Origin of the sequence: Nonomuraea sp. CA-218870, assembly GCF_050936535.1 — a bacterium.
Classification (GTDB): Bacteria; Actinomycetota; Actinomycetes; order Streptosporangiales; family Streptosporangiaceae; genus Nonomuraea; species Nonomuraea corallina.
Map to the genome: position 1 here is coordinate 3,187,578 of NZ_JBNJMN010000001.1, position 24,166 is coordinate 3,211,743.

Sequence of the window (24,166 nt, forward strand, 5' to 3'; positions counted from 1 at the left end):
ACCGAAAGGACCGGGCGGAAGGGGATCGCGATGGAGCCGGTGGCCGTCGGGCTGGTCGGGGCGGGGCCGTGGGCGGAGATGGCGCACGCGCCGATGCTGGCCGCGGGCCCGCACACCAGGCTCGCGGGCGTCTGGGCGCGCCGGCCCGAGGCCGCCGCCCGGCTCGGCGCGCCCGTGTACGAGCGGCTGGAGGAGCTGTTCGACGCCTGCGAGGCGGTCGCGTTCTGCGTGCCGCCCGCGGTCCAGGCCGAGCTGGCCGTGCGGGCCGCGCGGGCGGGCAAGGCGCTGCTGCTGGAGAAGCCGCTCGGCGACTCCCTGGACAGCGCGCGCCGGCTAGCGGACGCGGTCGCCGATTCGGGCGTGCCCAGCCAGCTGGTGCTCACCCTGCGGTACGCGCCCGGCACCCGGGCCTTCCTGGAGCGGTGCCGCGAGATCGAGCCGTTCGGCGGGCACGCCGCCAACATCTCCGGCGCCCTCCTCGGCGACCACCCGTTCGCCACCCCCTGGCGGCTGGAGCGCGGCGCGCTGCTCGACGCCGGGCCGCACATGGTGGACCTGATGGACGCCGCGCTCGGCCGGATCACCGGCGTGCGGGCGCACGGCGACCCGCTGCGCTGGGCCGGGCTGCTGCTGGAGCACGAGGGCGGCGCGGTCAGCGAGGTGTCGCTGAGCCAGGCCGCCGCCGGCGACCCGCCGCCCGCGAGCGCGGCCGTGTACGGCAGGAAGGGCTCCGCGGTGCTGGACCCGGGCGGCGACGCGCTGCCCCGGGTGGCCGAGGAGTTCGCCCGCACGGTGCGGCGAGGCGGCGGCCATCCGCTCGACGCGGCGCACGGCCTGCGCCTCCAGCGGGTGATCGAGGAGGCCGAGTCACAGCTGCGCACCCCTTGACGCGGACGCCTCCAGGAGGATTGATAGCGTTTGTCCGACGCGCAGTGCGCAGCGAAGTCCGGTGAGAGTCCGGCGCTGTCCCGCAACTGTCATAGCCAGGTCGCCTGCCTCTGCGTGACGTCATCAACCCTCGTGGAAAAGGGTGATCCGTCGCTCATCGCGGGTCTCTCGGTTCCGACAGTGTGAAAGGACTACCTGTGAGGCCCGTACGCACGGCACTCGCGGGCGCGCTGCTAGGAACGCTCGTCCTGGCCGCCTGCGGCCAGACCGGCACGACAGCCACCCCCGCCCCCACCAGTCAGAGCACCGGCCAGAGCACCTCAACCCAGGCCGGCGCCGCCTTCCCCGTGACGGTGCAGGCCGCCAACGGCGCGGTCACCATCGACCGGAAGCCCGAACGCGTCGTCTCCCTGTCGGCGGTCCACACCGAAACGCTGTTCGCCATCGGCGCCGGCCCTCAGGTCATCGCGGTCGACGACCAGTCGAACCACCCGCCCGAGGCGCCCAGGACCGATCTGTCCGGCTACAAGCCGAACGTCGAGGCCATCGTCGCCCGCAAGCCCGACCTGGTCGTGGTCTCCGACGACATGGACCAGATCGTCGCCGAACTGACCAAGCTGAACGTCCCCGTCCTCTTCGAGCCCTCCGCCAAGACCTTCGACGAGGCGTACGACGAGATCACCGACCTCGGCGCGGCCACCGGCAACCTGGAGAAGGCGCGGGAGGTGGTCTCCACCATGCGGGCCACCCTGGACAAGCTGGCCGCCGAGGCCCCTAAGGACAAGAAGCTGACGTACTACCACGAACTCGACCAGACCCCGTACGCGGCCACGTCCACCACCTTCATCGGCCAGGTCTACAACCTCTTCGGCCTGACCAACATCGCCGACCAGGCGCCGGACGCGGCGGGCGGCTACCCCAAGCTGTCCACCGAGTTCGTCGCCCAGGCGGACCCCGACCTGATCTTCCTCGCGGACGTGAAGTGCTGCGGGCAGAACAAGGACGCACTCGCCCGGCGCCCCGGCTGGAAGAACCTGTCCGCCATCAAGAACGACCAGGTGATCGAGCTCGACGACGACATCGCCTCCCGCTGGGGGCCGCGCGTCGTCGACCTGGCGCGGACGGTCGGGGACGCGGTGACGAAGGCGGCTTCCCGATAGTGCTCGCCGAGCAGGCCGCCGGGGCGCACGCGGAGCCCGTCCCGGCGGCGCAGGTCAGGCCCGCCCGCGCCCGGCCGCTGTGGCTGGCGGGGGCGCTGCTGCTGCTGGCCGCCGTCGTGATCGCCGGCCTGCTGGGCGGCGCCGCCGACATCTCGCCCTGGCAGGTCGTCCTCCAGGTGGCCGACTGGCTGCCGTTCGTGTCGGTCGACGCCGGGCTGGCGCCGGTGGAGCAGGGGCTGCTGTACGAGCTGCGGCTGCCCCGGGTGCTGCTGGCGGCCGTGGTCGGCGGGCTGCTGGCCATGGCCGGGGCCGGCTACCAGGGGGTCTTCCGCAACCCGCTGGCCGACCCGTACCTGCTGGGCGCCGCCGCCGGGGCCGGGCTGATGACGACCGTGGCGGTCGTGCTGCTGCCCGGCTCCGCGCTCAGCACCCCGGTCGCGGCGTTCGCCGGCGCGGTCGGCGGCGTGTTCCTCGCCTACGCGCTGGGCAACGCCGCCGGACGGACCGGCGGCACCGCCACGCTGGTGCTCGCCGGGGTGGCCGTCACCTCGTTCCTCACCGCGATCCAGACGTTCGTGCAGCAGCTCGGGGTGGAGGAGCTGCGGCGCGTCTACTCCTGGATCCTGGGCGACGTCGGCGGCGGCTGGGACCAGCTCCTGCTGGTGCTGCCGTACGCGGCCGTCTCCGTGGTGGTGCTGATGGCGCACGGGCGGATGCTGGACGTGCTGGCGGTCGGCGACGAGGAGGCCGGCTCGCTCGGCGTGCGGGCGGCCCGGGTGCGGCTCGTGGTGCTGCTGGCCGCCTCCCTGGCCACGGCGTCGGCGGTGGCGGTGAGCGGGCTCATCGGGTTCGTCGGCATCGTCGTGCCGCACGTGGTCCGGCTGCTGGCGGGCGGCTCGTACCGCAGCGTGCTGCCGCTGTCGCTGATCGGCGGCGCCGCCTTCCTGGTGCTCGCCGACCTGCTCGCGCGGACCGTCATCGCCCCCGCAGAACTGCCGATCGGGGTCGTCACCATGTTCGTGGGAGCGCCGTTCTTCGTCGCCGTGCTGCGCATGAAGCGAGGGGTCGCGACATGATCCGCGTCAAGGACCTGTCGGTACGGCTCGGCGGGCGTGACGTGCTCGACCGGGTGGACCTCGACGTGCCGCGCGGCGAGTGGCTCGCGGTCATCGGGCCCAACGGCGCGGGCAAGTCCACCCTGCTCAAGGCCGTCATGGGCGTGCTCGACCACCGGGGCCAGGTGGTCGTCGACGACCGGCCGGGCGGCGCGCTCAAGCCGCGGGAGCGGGCCAGGCTGGTGGCCTACGCGCCGCAGACGCCCGCGCTGCCGCCCGACATGACGGTCTTCGACTACGCGCTGCTCGGCCGTACCCCCTACATCCCGTACCTCGGGCGGGAGAGCCGCCGCGACCGGGAGATCACCGCGGGCGTGCTGGCGCGGCTGGGACTGACCGCGTTCGCCGCCCGCAGGGTCGGCGAGCTGTCCGGCGGCGAACGGCAGCGGGTGGTGCTCGCCCGCGCCCTCGCCCAGCAGGCCCCGGTGCTGCTGCTCGACGAGCCCACCACCGCGCTCGACCTCGGGCACCAGCAGCAGGTGCTGGAGCTGGTGGACCGGCTGAGGACCGCCGACGGCCTGACCGTGATCACCACGCTGCACGACCTGACGCTCGCCGGCCAGTACGCCGACACGCTCCTGCTGCTGGCCGGCGGCCGGTCCGTCGCCCGGGGCGCGCCCGCCGAGGTGCTCACCGGCGCCCTCGTCGGCGAGCACTTCGAGGCGCGTGTCATGATCGAGCCCGGACCCGGCGGCCGGCCCGTGGTCCACCTGGTCAGGGGGCGGACGTGAAGCTCGGTTACCGCGTCGAGGACGGCGACCGGCTCGGGTCGCTGCTGTGGGAGTTCGGGCCCGGGTGGCGGATGATCTCATCGGCGATGCTCGGCGGCGGCATCGGACCACGCGCGTGGGTGCTGAACGCGCAGGTCGTCGCCGGGTACGCGCGCATGGACCCGGTGGCGCACCTGACCGCGCTGGGGCCGGGAGGCGACGGCGTCGGCATGATGACGGCCGCCTCCGTCGACCGCTACGCCCGCGCCGAGGACGGCGGGGCCGAGGCCGTGGCCACGGTCGGGTTACGCGTCCCGACCTGGGCGGCGGCGCCCGAGGGCGCGGCCGACCCGGAGCTGGCCCCGATGGCCGGCACCGTCAACATCGTCGCCACGCTGCCGGTCGCGATGACGGACGCCGCCCTGGTCAACGCCGTCATGACGATGACCGAGGCGAAGACGCAGGCGCTGCTGGAGGCGGGCTACCCGTGCACCGGCACCGCCTCCGACGCGGTCTGCCTGGCCGTCAGGGACGCAGGTCCCGAGGAGGTGTTCTGCGGGCCGCGCTCGGAGTGGGGCGCCCGGCTGGCCCGCGCCGTCCACGCCGCCGTCAGGCAGGGCGCCGAAGCGTGGCGGCCCGGTTACCGAAAGTCAGGAACTCTGGGTAAGTAGCATGTGGGCGAGGGCCGGATTCCTGATACTCGGCGGGTGACCATCATGGCGCGACCGAACCGACGACCGAACCGACGACCGCCCGCACGGTTCTTCCGGGCAGGCCGCCGTTCACCGTCGACGACCTGCTCAAGTTCCCCGACGACGGGAACCGCTATGAGCTCTTCGACGGGAGCCTACTGGTGAGCCCCGCCCTCACCCCCCTGCACCAGCGTGTCATCTTCCGCCTGCAGCGGACGACGCGTCCCCTCCGGAGATCGAGCCGCTGTCGACGGGCAACCTCCGCGTCGGCGACAAGGGGTTCTACATCCCGGATCTGGTCGTGGTGCCGATGGAGTCCACCGAGCGGACGGAGTTGATGTTCTCGCCGCAGGACGTGCTGCTCGCGGTGGAGATCGTCAGTCCGACCACGAAGATGCGCGACAGGGCCTTCAAGACGGAGGCGTACGCCGCGGTCGGCATCCCGTCCTACTGGCGGGTGGAGCTCGACGAGGGGCCCGTCCTCTACGTGTACGACCTGGACGGCGACGTCTACGGGCCGCCCGCCGTCCACAAGGCCGGGACGGTCGCCGACCTCGCCGAGCCGTTCCCCGTCAGCTTCGACCCGGCCGAGCTGAGCTGAGGCGTCGCGGGATGTAACGCCCGCCGGCTTCCGGACGATAGGGCGTCAAGGGGCTTCACGTCGGGGGAAGTACTGCAACCGCTTCGTCATACGCGGATCTATTGACTTACGCCGGGTGATTGGGACCCTTGTTCTGACCCTTCGTGCGGGAGCGGTGATGGCACGTACCACAGTGCTGACAGGCGGAGTCGCGGCGGCGATCGTCCTGCTCGCCCTGCCCGCGGTCGCTCACGAGCACCCCAGCGGCATCACCGACCTGGTGACCCCGGCCGTGGTGCGCGTGGAGGCCGTCTCCCACGTCGAGATCACACTCCTCGACCACGTCAGCCAGCTGCGGCACGTGGAGCGCTCCTACGACTTCCCCATCGGCCAGGGCACCGGCATCGTCGTCAACCCCGACGGCGCGATCGTCACCCTCACCCGCGTGGTCAAGACCGACGACGAGGACGTCGCCGTCAGGGCGGCCAACAAGGTGTTCGCCGAGCACCACGACGTGAAGGTGCCGCAGGACGCCGAGCGCCACTCGGTGAAGGACGCGATCCTGAACCGCCACCTCAAGGACTGCTACCCGCCGAAGAGGTCCACCGCGACCTGCATCATCGACGTCACCACCGACATCACCGTCTTCCCGAACGTCTCGCCCGCCGACACCGACGGCTTCAAGGCCGAGCTGGTGCGCGCCGGCTCCGGCCCCGACAGCCCCGCCGTGCTCATGCCCGTCGCCCGCGCGGTCGGCAGCGTCGGCATGCCCACCGCCCCGCTCGCCGACAAGGTGCCCGACCAGCCGGGCGCCCCCACCAGCGTGGCCGGCTTACTCGGCCGTCCCGGCCCGAGCGTGCGCACCACCGTGGAGATCGCCCACCTCGGCAAGGGCGGCTCCGGCGAGAACGGCAGGCCGTTCGCCGACCCGGAGAAGAAGGTCGACGAGCCCGTCAAGCTGGGCGGCCTGGCCGACCGCGGCCTGGCCGGCGCCCCCGTCATCGGCGACAAGGACGGCCACGTCGTCGGGATGCTCGTCGGCGGCGGCAAGGAAGCCAGGATGATCGGGGTACGGGAGATCACCTCGACCCTGTCGAAGGCCGGCGTCGCGCCGCGCCGGGGGGCGATCGACTCCGCCTTCGAGGCGGCGCTGACCCGCTACCACACCAAGTACTACACCGAGGCCGCGCCCGGCTTCCAGCGCGTGCTGGAGCTCTATCCCGGCAACGTGGTGGCCGCCGACCTGCTCAAGGTCGCGCTCGCCAAGCGGGGCGGCCCCGAGGACGCGGGCACCAAACGAGCTGCCGCCCCGGCTTCCTCCGGCCTGCCGCTGTGGCCGTTCATCGTCGCGGCGGGCGTGCTGTTCGTGGCCGCGGCAGTGGGCGCGTTCCTGCTGTGGCGCCGGCGCGGGGCCGGCGACGGGCCGGACGACGACCCGCCGCCGCCGCCGCTCGTCCCGCAGCAGCCGGCGTACGACGAGGGCGCCGACCAGACGATCATGGTGCGCCGGTCGCAGCAGTTCCCGGTGGTCCCGCAGCAGGGGCAGGTGCTGACCACGCAGCAGCCCGCCATCACGTTCTGCACGGCCTGCGGCATGCGGCTCGGCCAGGCGCACCGGTTCTGCGGCTATTGCGGCCAGCCCATCGAGACGTCGTGATGCACGTGAACGACAGGGCGCTCATCGGGCAGGAGGTGGCGGGCTACTACATCGAGAACATCATCGGCAAGGGCGGCATGGCCGTCGTCTACCTGGCGCTGGACCCGAGGCTGAGCCGGCGCGTCGCCCTGAAGATCCTCAACCCGGTCCTGAGTGTCGACGACCGCTTCCGCCAGCGGTTCATCCTGGAGTCCCGCACGGTCGCCAGCATCGAGCACCCCAACATCATCCCGATCTACGAGGCCAACGCCGACGCCGACGGGGTGCTCTACATCGCCATGCGCTACGTCGACGGGCTCGACCTGCGCCGGTTCATCTACGACCGCGGTCCGCTGCCGTTCGACCAGGGCCTGCGGATCTTCGCCCAGGTGGCGGCCGCGCTCGACGCCGCGCACGCGCACGACCTGATCCACCGCGACGTGAAGCCGGCCAACATCCTGCTGGCGGGCGACCACGTCTACCTGACCGACTTCGGCATCACCAAGCACCGCACGTCGATCTCCGGGCTGACCCAGACCGACCAGTTCATCGGCACGCCCCGCTACATGTCGCCCGAGCAGATCAACAAGGAGCACATCGACGGCCGGGCCGACCAGTACGCCCTGGGCTGTGTGGTGTACGAAGGGCTGTCCGGGCGGCTGCCGTTCCAGCGCGACAACGACATCGCCCTGCTCTGGGCCCACCTGGCCGAGCAGCCGGCACCGCTGTCGCAGCTGCGGCCGGAGCTGCCGCCGGAGGTCGACGAGGTGGTGATGCGCGCCCTGGCCAAGACGCCCGAGCAGCGCTTCCCGTCGTGCGCGGCGTTCGTCGAGGCGCTGCGCGAGGCGATCACCGGTTCGCCGGCGTCCGACACGGGCGCGCGCACCGGCCCCCGCACCGGCACCGGCACCGGCAGCGGCCCGCGCACCGGCACCGGCAGCGGTTCTGGGCCCGGTCCCGGGCCGGGTTCCGGCCCGCACTACGGCCCTGATCCAGGGTCAGGTCCGCACTACGGCACGGGTCCGGGGTCAGGCCCTCAGCACGGTCCTGGCCCGGGTTCCGGCCCGCACTACGGTCCCGGTCCGGGGTCACGGCCTCATCCCGGGCCTGGCCCGGGTTCCGGTCCGCGCTACGGCACCGGCCCCGGTTCCGGGCCGCACTCCGGTCCCGGCACGGGCCCCGGCTCCGGGCCGCACTCCGGTCCGCGTCTCGGCTCCCCGTACGGCGGCGGTCCCGTCACCGGCCCCGGCAGCGGGCCGCCGACCGGTCCGTCGGCGCGCCCCGTACGCCGGCCCGGCAGGCTGCCCATCGTGGCGGCCACCATCACCGCGGCCGTCGCCGCACTCGCCCTGGTCGTGATGATCGTCGTCATGCAGCGCGGCGAGTCGTGGGTCCGATTCGAGAACACCGCCGCCGCCCCGGTCACGTTCGAGCACCCTTCGGGATGGACCGCCCGCACGCACGCCGACCTGTTCGCGCTGGCCTCGCCACGGGCCGCCGAGTTCGAGAAGATGTTCGTCTCCGGCGCCAGCGCCGACTGGTCGCAGGTCAACCCGGTCATCAGCGGCGACCCGGAGAACGCGGTGGGCGTGTACGTCCAGGTGTCCGACACGCTCGACCCGGGGGCCTCCCGCGAGGAGATGAAGGCCAAGATGGAGGGCCTGCTGCCGGGCGAGGTGGAGGTGACGGCGCCGGTGCCCGACAGGGCCGGCAACAGCGACGCGACCCGCTACGACGGCACTCTCCGCGACCGCAACAGCGGCAATCAGCTGGGCTTCGTCGGCTACGTCATCGCCCACAGGCCCAAGCCGATCCTGGTCATGTACTTCTGCGCGCAGCACCGCTGCGACGGCGAGACCCTGGTGCGGGTCCGCCAGAGCGTCCAGGTCATCTGATCATCGGCTTGCACCTGACTTGCGTACGGCTTGCCCGGCCCCTTCCGCGCCTGTTCAGGGGCTCCTCGGCCCTTTACCCTTCGGAAGCTGTGGGCATAAAAATCGTGATCGTGGACGACCAGGCGATGGTCAGGGCCGGGCTGCGCATGGTCGTCGAGAGCGACCCCGGCATGGAGGTGGTCGGCGAGGCCGCCGACGGCCGCGACGCCATCGCCGTGGCCCGGCGGGTCAGGCCGGACATCGTGCTGATGGACATCTCGATGCCGCGCCTCGACGGGCTGAGCGCGACCAGGGAACTGCTCGGCGCGCCGTCGCCGCCGAAGGTCATCACGCTGACGACGTTCGACACCGACGAGAACCTGTGGGCGGCGCTGCGCGCGGGCACCAGCGGGTTCCTGCTCAAGGTGTCGCCGCCGGAGCAGCTGATCGAGGCCATCCGGATCGTGCACGCCGGCGACGCGCTGCTCGACCCGGCGGTGACCAGCCGGGTGATCGCCTCGTTCGCGGGCCGGTCGGAGCCGACGCCGTCGCCCAGGCTGCGGGATCTGACGCCGCGCGAGCTGGAGGTGCTGCGCCTGCTCGCCCGCGGGCTCACCAACGCGGAGATCGCGGACGAGCTGTACGTGGGCGAGGCGACGGTGAAGACGCACGTGGCGCGGGTGCTGATGAAGCTGGGCCTGCGCGACCGCGCGCAGGCCGTCGTCTTCGCATACGAGTCGGGAGTGGTACGACCGGGCACCCGAGCCTGATCTCACCATACGGAAGGCTTTGGGGGGCATTGCGTCGGTATGTGTATATTTTCCGTCATAAGGCGGTAGTGACAGGAGATATTGCATGCACGCGTTCCCCAGAGTGCTGTTCGACGAGGCCCACAGCGAGTCGTGGACCATCCGGCGCGAGGTCGCCGAGGCCGTGAACCCCGGCCACCCCGACGACTCCAGCTACGCCCGCGCCGCCGGGGTGCTGCGTCACCTCGGCCACACGGTGACGGCCCACGTCGAGGGCCCGCTCGACCCGGGAACGCTCCAGGACCACGACGTGCTGGTCATCGCCCACCCGGCGGGCGAGCGCTGGGAGCGCACCATCGGCGAGGGCGGCCCCGTCCTGTCCGCCGAGGAGCTGGACGCCGTGCGCGACTTCGTCGCCCAGGGCGGCGGGCTGGTCGTGCTGGCCGAGGAGGAGCAGGACAAGTACGGCAACAACCTGGCCGAGCTCCTGGCCCGGTTCGGCGTGACCATCGAGCACACCACCGTGCGCGACCCGCGCCACGCCCACCGCGGCGTCGCCACGTGGGTCGTCGCCCCGCCCGCCACCGGCGACGGGCTGCTCGCCGGCGTCAAGGCCGCCTGCTTCTACCGCTCCGGCGCGCTGGCGGCGGAGAACGCCACCGTCCTGTTCGCCACCTCCCCGGAGGCGACCCCGGCGGGCGCGCCGCTGGCCGTCGCGCTGCCGTACGGGCGGGGCAGGGTCGTGGTGTTCGCCGACTCCGACCTGTTCGGCGACGACTCCATCGACGACTACGACCACGCCAGGCTGTGGGGCAACGTCGTCACCTGGGCCGCGCGGGTGCCGGCCGACGCGCCCGCCGCCGTCGCCGGGTCCGGCCCCAAGGCCGCGCTGTTCGGCGAGCTGAAGGCGCTGGTGGAGGAGCTGCGGCCGCTCCAGGTCAAGGACGGCTCGGTGCCGGAGGAGAAGGGCCGGGGCAAGGAGCTGGTCGCCGCCGTCGCCGCCAAGGTGGGCGAGCTGGCGCCGCACTTCCCGCACGACGCCGCGTACCTGGCGGCCGTCCGGGACGACCTCGCCCGCTGGGCCGATCAGGACCTCGGCGTGCCCGACTTCCTGGACTCGCTCGACCTCTTCCACCCCGACACCCAGCGCGTCGACGGCCTCGAACACCTCGTCGTGTTCCCCATGTACACCCAGAACGGCAACCCGGACCGCAACCTGGAGGCGGTCTGGATCCGCACCATCTGGCCCGGCTGGCTGGCCGAGCTGGAGGCCGGCGGCTACGACAACCCGATGTTCGTGCCGATCGCGTTCGAGGACTTCACCTCCGGCTACGACACCCACTCGGCCGTGCTCTTCCCCGAGACGGTCGCGGTCCGGCAGACGCCCGCCCGCTTCACCTGGGGCGGCATCTTCGCCGACCGCGAGTCGGCGCGCTTCCGCAAGGTGGCCGGCGCCGCCGTCGAGACGCTCAAGCTCGACCTGCCGCCGGACGCCGCCCGCCTGCTCGCCTCGCAGCGGCTCGCCCAGGACACGTTCGTGCTGTGGGACCTCGTGCACGACCGCACCCACAGCCACGGCGACCTGCCGTTCGACCCGTTCATGATCAAGCAGCGGATGCCGTACTGGCTGTACGCGCTGGAGGAGCTGCGCTGCGACCTGACCGCGTTCGGCGAGGCCGTCAAGCTGGAGCGGCAGGGCGTGCCGCACGCGCGGTACGTCCAGTACGCGGTGCTGTTCGACCGGCTGTTCCGGTTCCCGATCACCGGCCCCCGGGTGCGCAACTACGACGGGCTCGGCGGCCAGCTGCTCTTCGCCTACCTGCACCGCAACGACATCGTCCGGTGGACCGACAACCGCCTGTCCGTCGACTGGGACCGGGTCGCCGGCGGCGTCGCCGACCTGCGCGCCGAGGTGGACAAGCTCTACCGCGACAGCATCGACCGCTCCAAGGTGGCCCACTGGCTGGCCGCGCACCAGCTGGTCGCCGCCTACGTCGCCCCCGACCCGGCCTCCGTCTGGGCCAGGGGGATCGACGCGCTGCCCGCGGAGCAGAAGGCCAAGGTGGACGCGGTGCTCCCCGACGAGTTCCCCCTGAGCATGTTCTACGAGGCGCTGCGCCGTAAGCTGGCCGACGTGGTGGAGTCGACGAAGGGGATCCGGGCATGATCATTCTGGTGACGGGCGCCGCGGGGCCCACCGGCGCCGCGGTGTCCGAGCTCTTCGCCAAGCAGGGCCACACCGTGATCGGCGTCGACAAGGACGAGGTCGACCTGCTCGACCGCGCCGCCGTCGAGGCCCTCGCCGGCCGGATCGAGGCCGAGCACGGCCACGTCGACGGCGTCGTCCACCTCGTCGGCGGCTGGCGCGGCGCGCCCGGCTTCGCCGAGACCGACCTCGCCGACTGGGACGCGCTGCACGACCTGCTCATCCGCACCCTGCAGCACGTCTCACTGGCCTTCGAGCCGCTGCTGCGCAGGAGCGAGAACGGCCGCTTCGTGATCGTCTCCGCCAAGGCGGCCCAGCGCCCCACCGCGGGCGGCGCCGCCTACGCCGCGGCCAAGGCCGCCGCCGAGGCGTGGACCCTCTCGCTGGCCGACGCGCTGCGCGACACCTCGTCCGCGGCCGTCATCCTCGTCGTCAAGGCCCTGGTCAACGACGCGATGCGGGCCGCCAAGCCGCAGGCGGCGTTCACCGGCTTCACCGACGTGCGCGACCTCGCCGAGGCGATCGGCCGCCTCTACGAGCAGCCCGCCGCCCAGCTCAACGGCACCAGATTGGATCTCACCACGTGACCGTCCGGCACGACCCCCTGCTCAAGGGCTTCGCCAGCGACAACTACGCCGGGGTGCACCCGGAGGTCCTCCAGGCCATCGCCGACGCCAACGGCGGCCACCAGATCGCCTACGGCGACGACGTCTACACCGAGGCGCTGCAGGAGACGTTCCGGCGCCACTTCGGCGAGCGGGCGCGGGCCTGGCCGGTCTTCAACGGCACCGCCGCCAATGTCGTCTCGCTGCGCGCCATGACCGCTCACTGGGAGGCGGTGATCTGCGCCGAGACCGCCCACATCAACACCGACGAGGGCGGCGCGCCCGAGGTCGCCGGCGGCATCAAGCTGCTCACCGTGCCCACGCCCGACGGCAAGCTCACCCCCGAGCTGATCGACCGTCAGGCGTGGGGGTTCGGCGACGTGCACCGCGCCCAGCCCAAGGTGGTGTCCATCTCCAACACCACCGAGCTCGGCACCGTCTACACCCCGGACGAGATCGCCGCGATCTGCGCCCACGCGCACGACCTCGGCCTGCTCGTCCACCTCGACGGCTCTCGCCTCACCAACGCCGCCGCCGCCCTGGACGTGCCCCTGCGGGCGCTCACCGCCGACGCCGGCGTGGACGTGCTCTCGTTCGGCGGCACGAAGATCGGACTGCTGTACGGGGAAGCGGTCGTGGTCCTCAACCCCGAGGCGGCCACAGGCGTCGACTACATCCGCAAGACCTTCATGCAGCTGTCGTCCAAGATGCGGTTCGTGTCGGCGCAGTTCGAGGCGCTGCTCGCGGGCGACCTGTGGCTGCGCAACGCGCGCCGGGCCAACGCCATGGGCCGGCGGCTCGCCGAGGCGGTCAGGGAGCTGCCCGGCGTGGAGGTGCCGCGCCCGGTCGAGGCCAACGCCGTCTTCGCGATCCTGCCCAAGGACGTCACCGCCCGGCTGCAGAAGCGCTTCCGCTTCTACACCTGGAACGAGGCCACCGGCGAGGTGCGCTGGATGTGCGCCTGGGACACCACCGAGGACGACGTCGACGCCTTCGCCGCCGCTCTCGCCGAGGAGCTCGCCGCCCTCTGAGCCCCGGCCCGCCGGGGGTCACGCGTTTTCCGGGGGTGTCAGCGCCGCAGGGCCAGGCGTGCGGCCTGCCACCCGCCGACGCCGTGCACCCCCGGCCCCGGCGGCGTCGAGGCCGAGCAGAGGAACACTCCCGGCAGCGGCGTGCGCCACGGCGCCGGCGACCACACCGGCCGCTTCAGGAACTGGCCGAGGCTCGCCAGCCCGCCGCCGACGTCGCCGCCGACGAGGTTCGGGTTGAGCGCCTCCAGCTCGGCCGGGCCCATCGTGTGCCGGGCCAGCACCCGCTCGCGGAAACCCGGCGCGTACCGTTCGATCTGCGCCTCGATCGCGCCGGTCATGTCGGCGGACGAGCCGTTGGGCACGTGGCAGTAGGCCCACAGCGGGTACCCGCCGCGCGTCGGGTCGGCCGCGTACGGCTGCACCAGCAGCACGTACGGCCTGGGGGAGTGGCGGCCGGCGGTCGTCTCCGCCTCGCTCAGCGCGATCTCCTCCAGCGTGCCGCCCAGGTGGACGGTGCCGGCCCCGGCCACCGCCGGGTCCCGCCACGGCACCGGCCCGTCCAGCGCCCAGTCCACCTTGAACACGCCGGGCCCGTGCCGGAACCGGGCCAGCCGGTCGCGGTAGGCCGGCGGCAGCTCGGCCATCCGCAGGAACTGGCCGGGCGTCACGTCGAGCACCACCGTCTCGGCGTCCAGCTCGGCCAGCCGCCGCACCCGGTGGCCGGTCACCGCCTCCCCGCCCAGCTCCCGCAGCCGCGCGACCAGGGCGTCGGCCAGCCGCTGGGACCCGCCCCGCACCACCGGCCAGCCCACCAGGTGCGCCAGGGTCGCGAGCGTGAGCCCGTACCCGCTGGTGAGCGGCGCCCGCAGGTCCAGCAGGGAGTGCGCGGCCATGCCCGCCAGCAGCGCCCGGCCCGCGACGGTGCGGAACGCCAGCCGCCCCAGCGCCGTCGCCGGCATCGCCGACGCCGCCCCGAACCCGGCCGCCGCCGCCAGCGCGCCCCACCGCGCCTTCGGCGGCGACCACGGGCCCAAGGGCTTCAGCAGCAGGTCCACCAGGGGGAACCCGGCTCGCGCCGCCGCTCCGGCCGTCGCCCGCCACACCGTCGCGTCCCGTCCCAGCCCTTCAGCGGTACGGTCCGCGTCACGGTGGACCAGCACGGCGGGGCGGTCGTCCAGGGGGTGGGCGGCGGGCAGCGGCGGGTGGGCGTACTCGACGCCCTTCAGGTCCAGGTCGCGCAGGGCGGGCGAGGCCAGCGCCATCGCCATCACGGTCGCGCCGAGGTCGTGGACCACGCCCGGCAGCGTCAGCTCCGCCGACCGCAGCCCGCCGCCGAACGACTCCGCGGCCTCCAGCAGCGCCACCCGCCGCCCGGCCTCGGCCAGCGTGACGGCCGCGACCAGGCCGTTCGGCCCCGACCCCACCACGATCGCGTCAACGCTCACCCGGCGACCCTCCGTTCCCCGCGTCCATGACGGACCTCTGCCCACGCACAGGCTTCCGGAGCGGAGGCGAAGGGGCAAGATCCGTCACGCCGCGCCTCATGCGCGGGAGCGGGTCACTGGAGGATCGACGGGAGCGGCTTGGCGTCGCGGTGACCCAGCATGTCGGTCATCAGCTTGATCTCGCCCTGCTGCCCACTGACGATCTTGCGAGCCATGCGGGTCACCTCCTCGCGGTCGGACAGCCGCAGCGCGCCCTCGGCCATCTCCACCCCGCCCTCGTGATGGCGGATCATCAGCTGCAGGAACAGCACCTCGGCCTCGGTGCCCTGCGCCGCGCGGAGCCTGGTCAGCTCCTCGGTGGAGGCCAGGCCGGGCATCCGGCCATCGGACGAGGCGGCGCCGGCGTGGCCGTGGCCGCTCATCCACGCCATCGGCCGCATGTCGGTCGCCTGCGTCAGGCCCCACTGCTCCAGCCAGCCCAGGAACATGCCGCGCTGGTTGGCCTGGGTGTTGATGATGTCGAACGCCAGGTTCCTGATCTCCGGCGACTCGGTCTTGTCCCTGATGGTGAAGGACATGTCGACGGCCTGCGCGTGATGCGTGGCCATGTCGCGGGCGAACCCGGCCTCGGGGGAGGCGTCGCCGGGCGCGCCCCGGCCGCCGAGGACGAACAGGAGCGCCGCCGCGGCGAGCGCGATCACGGCGACGACGGCGAACAGTGGCGTACGAGCGGGTTTCTCCATGACGCTGTCCACATTACCCACCTCTGCCGGCGGGTCGTGATCGTACGCTTATACCGCGCTTATTCTCCGCATACGCCCGGAACCAATAAGGTGACCTCTGTTGGTTCGCCGATGGAGGAACGATGACGAAGGAGAAAGCGCAGGCCCGGCGCGAGCATCTGCAGAAGATGCGAGCCGAGCAGAAGCGCAAGGAACGCCGCACCGCGCTGCTGATGTGGGGCACGGGCGGTCTGGTCATCGTCCTGCTCGTCGGCCTGGTGGGCTTCTATCTGGTCAGGCAGGCTCGTGAGACGTCGCTCGACGCCGTGGTGAGCGTCAAGTACGACGGCGGCGATCACGTCTGGGACAAGGTCGCGTACAAGGAGACCCCGCCCGTCGGCGGGCAGCACAGCAACTACTGGCAGCAGTGCGACATCTACGACAAGCCCATCCACAGCGAGCACGCCGTCCACTCGCTGGAGCACGGCGCGGTGTGGATCACCTACCGCCCCGACCTGCCCGCCGACCAGATCACCAAGCTGAAGGAAGTCGCCTCCAGCACCGGCCAGCAGGAGTACATGCTGGTCAGCCCGTTCGAAGGGCTGCCGGCGCCGATCGTGGTCAGCAGCTGGAACCACCAGCTCAAGCTGGACAACCCGGCGGACCCGAAGCTGGGCGCGTTCATCAAGCGCTACCAGAACGGCGGCGACACCCCTGAGCCGGGCGCCAGCTGCGGCGGCCCGGACGCCATCACCACCACCGCCGACCAGGCCCCGCTCCCGCCGGACCCGTCGGCCCAGACCCAGACGCCGATGGACACCGCGAGCCCGCAGCCTTCGCAGTCGCAGTAGCCACCGGCTCTCCGAAAGGCCCGGCCCGCAACGGCCGGGCCTTTCCGCGTCATCGGGGGAGAATGGGCGGATGGTGCGGTTCGAGGTGGTGACCCTGATCCGGGTGGCCCCCCGCAAGGTGTTCGACGAGTCGTTGTCGGTGGAGGCTCACCTGGCCTCCATGGCGGGCTCGGGAGGGTGGCTGAGGAGGCCGCTACCTGACGGCCCTGATCACCCGGCGCAACCTGCACCTGAAGGCGGCGCTGGAGGCGGCTAGGGGAGGAGCTCCTGCGCGGGCGTCCACTCCAGGTCGTGCGCCTGGGCGACCGGGCGGCTGGTCAGGTGGCCCTCGTGGGTGTTCAGGCCGAGCGCCAGCGCCGGGTCCTCGCGCAGCGCGCGGGCCCAGCCCAGGTTGGCGATGGCGAGCGCGTACGGGAGTGTCACGTTCGTCAGCGCGAACGTCGAGGTGTGCGGGACCGCGCCCGGCATGTTGGCCACGCAGTAGAAGATCGAGTCGTGCACCCGGTAGGTCGGCTCGGCGTGGGTGGTGGGGCGTGAGCTCTCGAAGCAGCCGCCCTGGTCGATGGAGATGTCCACCAGCACCGAGCCGGGCTTCATGCGCGCGACCAGCGTGTCCGGCACCAGCTTGGGCGCCTTGGCCCCGGGCACCAGCACGGCGCCGATGACCAGGTCGGCCTCCAGCACCGCGCGTTCGAGCTCCAGCGTGTTGGACGCCAGCGTCTGGCAGTGGCCCTGGTAGATGAGGTCGGCCTGGCGCAGCTTGTCGATGTTCCTGTCCAGCAGCAGCACCTCGGCCTGCATGCCGAGCGCGATGGCGGCCGCGTTCATGCCGGACACCCCGGCGCCGATGACGACCACGTTGGCGGCCCGCACCCCGGACACGCCGCCCATCAGCACGCCCCTGCCGCCCTGCGAGCGCATCAGGTGGTACGCGCCGACCTGCGGGGCGAGCCTGCCCGCGACCTCCGACATGGGGGCCAGCAGCGGCAGCCGGCCGTCGGGCGTCTGCACGGTCTCGTACGCGACGCCGGTGACGCCCGCGTCGAGCATCGCCCTGGTGCACGCGTGCGAGGCCGCGAGGTGCAGGTACGTGAAGAGCACCTGGCCCTTGCGCATCCGGTGGTATTCCTCCGCGACCGGCTCCTTGACCTTGAGGATCAGGTCGCAGCCCGCCCACACCTCGTCGGCGTCCGGCAGGATGGCCGCGCCGGCCGCCTCGAAGTCCTCGTCGGGGAGCGACGAGCCGGCGCCCGCGCCCTGTTCGACGAAAACCTGGTGGCCGTGGCGTACGAGCTCGTGCGCGCCGGCCGGCGTGAGGGCCACGCGGTACTCGCTGTTCTTGATCTCGCGGGGGACACCGATCCTCATGGCCACTCCGTCCTGGGCAAGCATGACGTTGCCGGAATTCCTTCTCTATTGTCTGCTTCTGCACGTAAAAAAGAGAAATATGCGGCTGATTACCCGGCATCCACCGGTCCTCGATAAGCTCACCCGCAGCCCGTAGTCAGGATGGGGACATCGACGATGGACAAGCCGCAAGAGCCGCAGGCGGCAGCGGATCCGGGACCGCCGAAAGCCAGCAGGGTCACCACCGTCATCCTGATCGTCTCGCTCGTCCTGATCGTGCTCATCGCGGGCGTGCTCGGCACCGTCGCCGTCCTGATGACCAAGGCCCCCGACGCCCCGCTCATCGGCGGCGCCCCGCCGCAGCGGCTGTCCACGCCGATCCACTTCGCCCCCGTGCGTGAGACCAAGGCCGCGCCCTGCCCCGGCGAGCAGGCGGCGCTCGACGAGGCCCAGACCACCTGCTACCTGCTGGAGGACGGCGTCACGGTCAACGCCGTGCAGACCGTGGAGGCGGTCCGCGAGCGCGACGGCACCTACTCGGTGCGCGTCGCGGTCGCCCCCGCGTACAAGCAGAAGCTCGTCGACCTGCTCGACGAACAGGTCACCGACCAGCGGCAGATCGCCGTCGTGCTGGTGCCGCGCACGGTCGTGGCCGCGCCCATCGTGACGCAGAGCATGGACGGCGACAGCCTGCGCATCGCCGGGATGACCCAGCAGGAGGCCGAGACGCTGGCCACCCGCCTGCTCGGCGACGCGGCCCCGCCTCCCTCGACGCCCGCCACCGGCGACCCCGCACCCACCCCTCCCGCGACGGACCTCACGGTCGGGACCGGCGACCCCACCGGGACGGCCGGTCCGACCGGGACCGGGGGCCGGACCCCGGACCAGCGGTTCGCGAGCTGCCAGGAGGCCACGGCCGCCGGCTTCGGCCCCTACACCCGCGGCACCCACGAGGAGTACGCGTGGTACGTCGACGTCGACGGCAACGGCGTCGCCTGCAACTCCGGAGACCTGCGCTAACCGAAGAACCCGCCCACCCAGTCGATCGCGAAGTAGGCCAGGAACACCGCCGACACCACCCACAGCAGCCACGGGATCTCGCTGAACTTGCCGCGCGCCGCCTTGATCAGCGTGTAGACGATCACCCCGGCGCCAACCCCGTTGGTGATCGAGTACGTGAACGGCATCAGCGCGATGGTCAGGAACGCGGGTATCGCCAGCTCCGCGTCGTCCCACGGCACGTTCTTGCTCTGCATCATCATCAGCGCGCCGACCAGCACCAGCGCGGGCGCCGCCGCGGCCGCGGGCACCACCGCCGCCAGCGGCGTGAACAGCAGCGCCAGCCCCATCAGCGCCCCGGTCACCAGGCTCGCCAGGCCGGTCCGCGCGCCCTCGCCGACGCCCGCGGCCGACTCCACGAACACCGTGTTCGCCGAGGCGCTGGCCACTCCGCCCACCATGCCGGCCACGCCGTCCACGGTGAGGATGCGGCCCAGCCGCGGCACCCGCCCCCGCTCGTCCACGAGCCCGGCCTCGTCGCTGACGCCGATGATCGTGCCCATCGCGTCGAAGAACCCCGACAGCACCAGGGTGAAGAGCACCACGGTCGCGGTCAGCACGCCCGCCGTGACGAAGCCGCCGAACACGTCGACCTGCCCGACGAGCCCGAAGTCCGGCGCCGACACCAGCGACTCGGGCACCTGCGGCGCCACCACTCCCCAGTCGGCCTGGTCGATCGTGGCCACCGAGTTCACCACGATCGCCACGATCGCCGTCACCACGATGCTGAGGAGGATGGCCGCCGGCGTGCGCCGCGCGTACAGGGCGATCATCAGCAGCAGCCCCAGGCAGAACACCGCCACCGGCCAGCCCGTCAGATGGCCGGTCGCGCCGAGCTGCACAGGCGTGCCCTGACCTCGCGTGACGAACCCGGAGTCGACCAGCCCGATCAGCGCGATGAACAGCCCGATCCCGACGCTGATGGCGTGCTTGAGCGCCAGCGGGATCGCGTTCATGATCAGCGTGCGCAGGCCGGAGACGGCCAGCACGATGATGACCGCGCCCTCCAGCACGACCAGTCCCATGGCCTGCGCCCAGGTCATGTGCGGAGCGGCCTGGTAGGCGACCACGGCGTTGAGCCCCAGCCCCGCCGCCAGCGCGAGCGGCGCGTTGCCGACCAGCCCCATGAGCAGCGTGGAGATCGCCGCCGCCAGCGCGGTCGACGTGGTGAGCTGCCCGATCGTCAGCTTCGCGCCGGTGACGTCCTGGGCGCCGGCGAGGATGATCGGGTTGAGCAGGATGATGTACGCCATCGCCATGAACGTGGTGAGACCACCACGCACCTCACGGCCGACGGTCGTGCCCCGCCCGGACAGCTCGAAGAACCTGTCGAGCACCGGCATCCCCCTTCAGCGATACGGGGGATGCCGGATGCCCTACCCGGCGGGGAAGCCGATCACGCCTTCTCGTGCCTGCCGCCGCCGACCAGCGCGGCGAACTCCTCCAGCCCGATGCGGCCGTCGCCGTCGCGGTCGGCGGACGCGATGAACGCCTCGACCTCCGCCTGCGAGGCGCCGTGGCCGCCGAGGGCGTCGTTGGCCCTCCTGATCTCGTCGGCCGTCAGCAGGCCGTCGCCGTCGGCGTCGAACCGCTCGAACTCCGCCTTGGCGGCCTCGCGTGCGTCAGCCATAGGGTCCTCCCCGTTCGTCGCTCAGTCCACGGTGTGGGCCAAGGCGATATCTTCCGGTCTTATCGGAACGCGCGTCAAACGCAGGCCGGTCGCCGCGCGCACCGCCGCCGCGATCGCGGGGGTGGAGGAGAGAGTCGGGGGCTCACCGGCGCCGCGCAACCCATACGGAGCGTACGGGTCCGGATTTTCCAGGATCTTCAGCTTCATGGGCGGCATGTCGAGGATGGTGGGGATCAAGTAGTCGGTGAAGGACGGGTTCAGCACCTTGCCGTCCCTGACCTGGATCTCCTCCATCAAGGCCAGCCCCAGCCCCTGCGCCGACCCGCCGTGGATCTGGCCCTCCAGCGCCTGCGGGTTCAGGATCCGGCCCACGTCCTGCACCGCCACCAGCTCCACCACCTTGACCAGGCCCAGCTCCACGTCCACGTCCACCACCGCCCGGTGCACGCAGAGGGCGAGCTGCGTGTGGGAGTCGCCCTGCCCGGTGACCGGGTCGAGCGGGAACGTGGGCCGGTGCCGGAACTCGCGGGTCTCCTCGATCGGTCCTGTCCTCGCCAGCGCCTCCCGCGCCGGCAGCCCGCCGAACCGCTCGCGCACCGCCTCACAGGCCGCCTTGACCGCGCCGCCCGTCACGTACGACTGGCGCGAGGCCGACGACGACCCGGCCGACCCGACCGAGGTGTCGGCCGTCGCCACCGTCACCTGGTCCACGCCCAGCTCGGTGCGGGCGATCTGGGCCTGGACCGTGACCACCCCCTGGCCCACCTCGGCGGCCGCGGTGTGCACGGTGACGTGCGGCTCGCCGTTGACCAGCTCGGCACGCACCCGGGCCGTGGAGTAGTCGTCGAAGCCCTCGGAGAAACAGATGTTCTTGATCCCGACGCCGTACCCGACGCCCCGCCGCACCGACTCGCCGTGCGTGGTCTGCGAGACGCCGCCCGGCAGCGCGCGCAGGTCGTCGCCGGAGGGCGGCGGCAGCGGGAACGACTCCAGCTCGCGCAGCATGTCCGCGAGCGGCGCGGGCGAGTCGATCACCTGGCCGGTGATCAGGGCCGAGCCCTGCGAGACGGCGTTGCGCACCCGTACCTCCACCGGGGACAGCCCGCACGCCTCGGCCAGGCGGTCCATCTGCGACTCGTACGCGTAGCACGCCTGCACCGCGCCGAACCCGCGCATCGCCCCGCACGGCGGGTTGTTGGTGTAGACACCGGTGGCCTCCACCAGCACGTTCGGCACCTCGTACGGGCCGACGCCGAGCGAGGCGGCGTTGCCCACGACGGCGGGGGAGGAGGAGCAGTAGGCGCCGCCGTCCAGCAGGATGTCCGCCTTGACGTAGACGAGCCGGCCGTCGCGGGTGGCGCCGTGCTCGTACCGCAGCCGCGCCGGATGGCGGTGCACGTGGCCGAAGAACGACTCCTCACGCCCGTACACGATCTTGACGGGACGGTTCAGCCGCAGCGCCAGCATGCACGCGTGCACCTGCATCGACAGGTCCTCGCGCGCGCCGAACGCGCCCCCGACCCCGGACAGCGTCAGCCGCACCTTCTCCGGCGGCAGCCCCAGGCAGGGGGCGAGCTGGTCCCGGTCGACGTGCAGCCACTGCGTGGCGATGTAGAGGTCGACGCCGCCGTCCTCGGCGGGCACCGCCAGCCCCGACTCCGGGCCGAGGAACGCCTGGTCCTGCATGCCGACCTCGTACTCGCCGGTCACCACCACCTCGGCCTCGAAGACCTCGCCGGTGCGCACCGGCTGGTGGCGCACCACCTCGGTGGCCAGCCGGGGGTCCGTCACGGCCTCGCGCACCTCGTAGCCGACCACGATCGCGTCGGCCGCGCGCCGCGCCGTCTCCGGATGGTCGGCGGCCACCAGCGCCACCGGCTCGCCCTGATAGCGGACCTGGTCGACGGCGAGCACCGGCTGGTCCTTGTGCTCCAGGCCGTAGAACTTCTCGCCCGGCACGTCCTCGTGCGTCAGGACCGCGCGCACGCCGGGCATCGCCAGTGCCGGCCCCACGTCGATCGACCGGATCCACGCTGACGGGTGCGGGCTGCGCAGCGTCGCCCCCCACACCATGCCCTCCAGCCACAGGTCGGAGGCGTAGGCGAACTCGCCCGTCACCTTCAGCACCGCGTCCGGGCGCCGCGCGCTCCGGCCGATGCCCTGCTCCAGCGAACTCGCCGTCTCCGTCCATCCTTCGAGCTCGGTCATCCTCCGAGTAGAGCACCGCCCGCGCGGCCCCGGTATGCGCGGCAGGTGAAATCGGGGTAAGCCACGCGGCCGGCCGGCTTGTATATTCCTCCAAGTGCGGATACGTGACCTGCTGGAGATCGGTGAGCCGCGCCTCCGGCTGCTCGCCGGCGACCCGGACCGCGAGTTCACCACGGTCCACATCACCGACCTGCCGGAGCCCGGACGCTACCTGTCAGGCGGCGAGCTGGTGCTGACCGGCCTGATGTGGCGAACCGGGCCGGAGGACTCGGCCCGGTTCGTGACGGCCCTGGTCGAGGCCGGGGTGGCGGGGCTCGGCGCCGGGCAGGCCTGGCTCGGCCACGTCCCCGCCGACCTGGTGACGGCGTGCGAGCGGGCCGGGCTGCCGCTCCTGGAGGTCCCCACCGAGGTGTCCTTCCGCACCCTCGCCGAGCAGGTCGCGCCCCGCCTGACCGGCGACGTCCGCGCGGCGCTCGGCCGCCACCGCAGGCTCGTCGCCGCCGTCGCCGAGGGCGCCGGCCTGCCCGAGCTGTTCGCGCTGACCGCCGGCGAGCTCGGCGTCACCGGCGCTGTCGTCTCCGCCGCCGGCGAGGTGATCGTCGGCGCGCCCGGCGACCCGGCGGGGCTGGCACGCGCCTACCTGGCCGCGCCCCGGCTGCCGTGCCCGGCCGGCGGCCACACCCTGTTCGCCGTCGGGCGGGGCCACCGGGCCGCCGGCTGGCTCCTGGCCTGCGACGGCGACCTGCTCGACCGGGCCGACCTGGGGTACGAGCTGGCGGCCTGCGTCGCGCTGGAACGCAGCAGGATGGAGGAGGGGCGGCGGGTGGAGCGCCGGCTGGCCGGCGAACTGCTGTCCGCCGCGCTCGCCGGGGCCGACGCGGCGGAGCTGAACGCCCGCTTCCGCACCTGCGGCCTGGACGTCGCCGAGCCGTACGCGGTCGTGAGCGCGTCGGTCCCCCGGCCCGGTGCGACCCGCGGCCCCGACCCGGCCACGCTCGGCGGGCAGGTGCTGGAGGAGCTTCTCGGCCGCGAGATCGTCGCCCCGCCCGGCGCCGACGGGGCGCTGGCCGTGGTGCCGCTGCGCGGCCACGACGTCGCCGCGCTGGCCGCCCGGCTCCGCGCCGGGGCCGAGATCCTGTCCGCGCTGCCGGAGGTCCGCGTCCGCCTCGGCCTGAGCGCCGCGCTGACCGGCGCGTCCGCCCTGCGCGGCGGCATCGAGGAGGCCGGTCACGCCCGGCGGCTCGCCCACGCCCGCGGCGGCGGGGTGGTCACCTCCGACGAGATCTACACGCACGCGCTGCTGCTGGCCACCGTCCCCGGCGACGTGCGCCGCTCGTTCGCCCGCCGGCTGCTCGCCCCGCTGCTCGACTACGACGCCGGGCACCAGTCGGAGCTGGTGCGCACACTGGACACGTTCCTCGACTGCGCGGGCTCCTGGAACGCCTGCGCGGAACGGATGCACGTGCACGTCAACACCGTGCGCTACCGGATCAAGCGGGTGGAGGAGCTGACCGGCAGGAATCTGTCCACGATGGCCGACAGGGTCGACCTCTTCCTGGCCCTGCGGGCCGGATGACGGACGTGCGGGCCGGGCGACCGGCCCGCACGCCGAGGCCGTCTAGGGCGGGGTCACCGTGAGGGCCCGCGGGCTGACGTCG

21 protein-coding genes are annotated in these 24,166 nt (G+C 72.8%); 15 read left to right on the forward strand and 6 right to left on the reverse strand.

The window, feature by feature from the left end; genetic code table 11:
- Positions 1-30 precede the first annotated feature (30 nt).
- The 12 genes from ACQEUU_RS15450 to ACQEUU_RS15505 all read left to right on the forward strand — a co-directional run bounded on the left by ACQEUU_RS15450 (position 31) and on the right by ACQEUU_RS15505 (position 13,246).
- Positions 31-888, forward strand: a complete 858-nt coding sequence (locus tag ACQEUU_RS15450) for a Gfo/Idh/MocA family protein (RefSeq protein WP_433066064.1) — start codon at positions 31-33, stop codon at positions 886-888.
- A gap of 197 nt (positions 889-1,085) precedes the next feature.
- Positions 1,086-2,048 carry an ABC transporter substrate-binding protein gene (locus ACQEUU_RS15455; RefSeq protein WP_433066067.1) on the forward strand — a complete coding sequence of 321 codons (963 nt, stop codon included), beginning with the start codon at positions 1,086-1,088 and terminating at the stop codon, positions 2,046-2,048.
- A gap of 77 nt (positions 2,049-2,125) precedes the next feature.
- Positions 2,126-3,124, forward strand: coding sequence for a FecCD family ABC transporter permease (locus ACQEUU_RS15460; RefSeq protein ID WP_433071847.1), 999 nt, complete (start codon positions 2,126-2,128; stop codon positions 3,122-3,124).
- A complete protein-coding gene (locus ACQEUU_RS15465; protein WP_433066070.1) occupies positions 3,121-3,894 on the forward strand; it encodes an ABC transporter ATP-binding protein in 774 nt (257 codons plus the stop codon). The genes ACQEUU_RS15460 and ACQEUU_RS15465 overlap by 4 nt, the downstream gene beginning before the upstream one ends.
- Positions 3,891-4,544, forward strand: coding sequence for an adenosylcobinamide amidohydrolase (locus ACQEUU_RS15470; protein ID WP_433066072.1), 654 nt, complete (start codon positions 3,891-3,893; stop codon positions 4,542-4,544). Before ACQEUU_RS15465 ends, ACQEUU_RS15470 begins: the two co-directional genes overlap by 4 nt.
- A 265-nt stretch (positions 4,545-4,809) precedes the next feature.
- Entirely contained in the window at positions 4,810-5,166 is a 357-nt protein-coding gene (locus ACQEUU_RS15475) for a Uma2 family endonuclease (protein WP_433071849.1), read from the forward strand.
- A 157-nt stretch (positions 5,167-5,323) separates the two neighbouring features.
- On the forward strand, positions 5,324-6,802 hold the full coding sequence (locus ACQEUU_RS15480; protein ID WP_433066075.1) for a tetratricopeptide repeat protein: 1,479 nt from the start codon (positions 5,324-5,326) through the stop codon (positions 6,800-6,802).
- Positions 6,802-8,676 carry a serine/threonine-protein kinase gene (locus ACQEUU_RS15485; protein WP_433066078.1) on the forward strand — a complete coding sequence of 625 codons (1,875 nt, stop codon included), beginning with the start codon at positions 6,802-6,804 and terminating at the stop codon, positions 8,674-8,676. Before ACQEUU_RS15480 ends, ACQEUU_RS15485 begins: the two co-directional genes overlap by 1 nt.
- Before the next feature lie 110 nt (positions 8,677-8,786).
- Positions 8,787-9,425: a response regulator gene (locus ACQEUU_RS15490; RefSeq protein ID WP_433066080.1), complete on the forward strand. Its 639-nt coding sequence runs from the start codon at positions 8,787-8,789 to the stop codon at positions 9,423-9,425.
- 85 nt (positions 9,426-9,510) lie between these two features.
- Entirely contained in the window at positions 9,511-11,571 is a 2,061-nt protein-coding gene (locus ACQEUU_RS15495) for a DUF6421 family protein (RefSeq protein WP_433066083.1), read from the forward strand.
- Entirely contained in the window at positions 11,568-12,197 is a 630-nt protein-coding gene (locus tag ACQEUU_RS15500; protein ID WP_433066085.1) for an SDR family NAD(P)-dependent oxidoreductase, read from the forward strand. The genes ACQEUU_RS15495 and ACQEUU_RS15500 overlap by 4 nt, the downstream gene beginning before the upstream one ends.
- The gene (locus tag ACQEUU_RS15505) at positions 12,194-13,246 is read left to right on the forward strand and encodes a threonine aldolase family protein (RefSeq protein ID WP_433066087.1); all 1,053 of its coding nucleotides are present in this window, start codon (positions 12,194-12,196) and stop codon (positions 13,244-13,246) included. The genes ACQEUU_RS15500 and ACQEUU_RS15505 overlap by 4 nt, the downstream gene beginning before the upstream one ends.
- Positions 13,247-13,284: 38 nt before the next feature.
- Here ACQEUU_RS15505 and ACQEUU_RS15510 read toward each other — a convergent pair whose 3' ends face one another.
- On the reverse strand, positions 13,285-14,691 hold the full coding sequence (locus ACQEUU_RS15510) for a phytoene desaturase family protein (RefSeq protein WP_433066090.1): 1,407 nt from the start codon (positions 14,689-14,691) through the stop codon (positions 13,285-13,287).
- Positions 14,692-14,804: 113 nt separating this feature from the next.
- On the reverse strand, positions 14,805-15,446 hold the full coding sequence (locus tag ACQEUU_RS15515) for a DUF305 domain-containing protein (RefSeq protein ID WP_433066093.1): 642 nt from the start codon (positions 15,444-15,446) through the stop codon (positions 14,805-14,807).
- A gap of 110 nt (positions 15,447-15,556) precedes the next feature.
- Here ACQEUU_RS15515 and ACQEUU_RS15520 point away from each other — a divergent pair, with 110 nt between their 5' ends.
- The gene (locus ACQEUU_RS15520; RefSeq protein ID WP_433066095.1) at positions 15,557-16,264 is read left to right on the forward strand and encodes a DUF3105 domain-containing protein; all 708 of its coding nucleotides are present in this window, start codon (positions 15,557-15,559) and stop codon (positions 16,262-16,264) included.
- Positions 16,265-16,516: 252 nt separating this feature from the next.
- On the opposite strand, the gene ald is transcribed toward ACQEUU_RS15520, so the two are convergent.
- On the reverse strand, positions 16,517-17,632 hold the full coding sequence (gene ald, locus ACQEUU_RS15525; protein ID WP_433066097.1) for an alanine dehydrogenase: 1,116 nt from the start codon (positions 17,630-17,632) through the stop codon (positions 16,517-16,519).
- A gap of 156 nt (positions 17,633-17,788) precedes the next feature.
- Between ald and ACQEUU_RS15530 the strand changes: the two genes are divergently transcribed.
- A complete protein-coding gene (locus ACQEUU_RS15530) occupies positions 17,789-18,631 on the forward strand; it encodes an excalibur calcium-binding domain-containing protein (RefSeq protein ID WP_433066100.1) in 843 nt (280 codons plus the stop codon).
- On the opposite strand, the gene ACQEUU_RS15535 is transcribed toward ACQEUU_RS15530, so the two are convergent.
- The 3 genes from ACQEUU_RS15535 to ACQEUU_RS15545 are packed head-to-tail and all read right to left on the reverse strand — an operon-like array spanning position 18,628 to position 22,508.
- The gene (locus ACQEUU_RS15535; protein ID WP_433066103.1) at positions 18,628-20,013 is read right to left on the reverse strand and encodes an NCS2 family permease; all 1,386 of its coding nucleotides are present in this window, start codon (positions 20,011-20,013) and stop codon (positions 18,628-18,630) included. The two genes, ACQEUU_RS15530 and ACQEUU_RS15535, sit on opposite strands and share 4 nt — an antisense overlap.
- A gap of 53 nt (positions 20,014-20,066) precedes the next feature.
- The gene (locus ACQEUU_RS15540; RefSeq protein WP_433066106.1) at positions 20,067-20,300 is read right to left on the reverse strand and encodes an EF-hand domain-containing protein; all 234 of its coding nucleotides are present in this window, start codon (positions 20,298-20,300) and stop codon (positions 20,067-20,069) included.
- Between the two features lie 21 nt (positions 20,301-20,321).
- A complete protein-coding gene (locus ACQEUU_RS15545) occupies positions 20,322-22,508 on the reverse strand; it encodes a xanthine dehydrogenase family protein molybdopterin-binding subunit (protein WP_433066109.1) in 2,187 nt (728 codons plus the stop codon).
- Between the two features lie 94 nt (positions 22,509-22,602).
- On the opposite strand from ACQEUU_RS15545, the gene ACQEUU_RS15550 reads away from it, so the two are divergent.
- Complete coding sequence (locus tag ACQEUU_RS15550; RefSeq protein ID WP_433066111.1) at positions 22,603-24,084, forward strand: PucR family transcriptional regulator; 1,482 nt, start codon at positions 22,603-22,605, stop codon at positions 24,082-24,084.
- The last annotated feature ends 82 nt before the right edge of the window (positions 24,085-24,166 follow it).

Excerpts from the sequence above, each read along its gene's own strand:
- ACQEUU_RS15450 (WP_433066064.1), top strand. The coding sequence starts at position 31 with ATGGAGCCGGTGGCCGTCGGGCTGGTCGGGGCGGGGCCGTGGGCGGAG.
- ACQEUU_RS15465 (WP_433066070.1), top strand. The coding sequence starts at position 3,121 with ATGATCCGCGTCAAGGACCTGTCGGTACGGCTCGGCGGGCGTGACGTG.
- ACQEUU_RS15480 (WP_433066075.1), top strand. The coding sequence starts at position 5,324 with ATGGCACGTACCACAGTGCTGACAGGCGGAGTCGCGGCGGCGATCGTC.
- ACQEUU_RS15485 (WP_433066078.1), top strand. The coding sequence starts at position 6,802 with ATGCACGTGAACGACAGGGCGCTCATCGGGCAGGAGGTGGCGGGCTAC.
- ACQEUU_RS15495 (WP_433066083.1), top strand. The coding sequence starts at position 9,511 with ATGCACGCGTTCCCCAGAGTGCTGTTCGACGAGGCCCACAGCGAGTCG.
- ACQEUU_RS15500 (WP_433066085.1), top strand. The coding sequence starts at position 11,568 with ATGATCATTCTGGTGACGGGCGCCGCGGGGCCCACCGGCGCCGCGGTG.
- ACQEUU_RS15520 (WP_433066095.1), top strand. The coding sequence starts at position 15,557 with ATGACGAAGGAGAAAGCGCAGGCCCGGCGCGAGCATCTGCAGAAGATG.
- ald (WP_433066097.1), bottom strand. The coding sequence starts at position 17,632 with ATGAGGATCGGTGTCCCCCGCGAGATCAAGAACAGCGAGTACCGCGTG.
- ACQEUU_RS15530 (WP_433066100.1), top strand. The coding sequence starts at position 17,789 with ATGGACAAGCCGCAAGAGCCGCAGGCGGCAGCGGATCCGGGACCGCCG.
- ACQEUU_RS15535 (WP_433066103.1), bottom strand. The coding sequence starts at position 20,013 with ATGCCGGTGCTCGACAGGTTCTTCGAGCTGTCCGGGCGGGGCACGACC.
- ACQEUU_RS15540 (WP_433066106.1), bottom strand. The coding sequence starts at position 20,300 with ATGGCTGACGCACGCGAGGCCGCCAAGGCGGAGTTCGAGCGGTTCGAC.
- ACQEUU_RS15545 (WP_433066109.1), bottom strand. The coding sequence starts at position 22,508 with ATGACCGAGCTCGAAGGATGGACGGAGACGGCGAGTTCGCTGGAGCAG.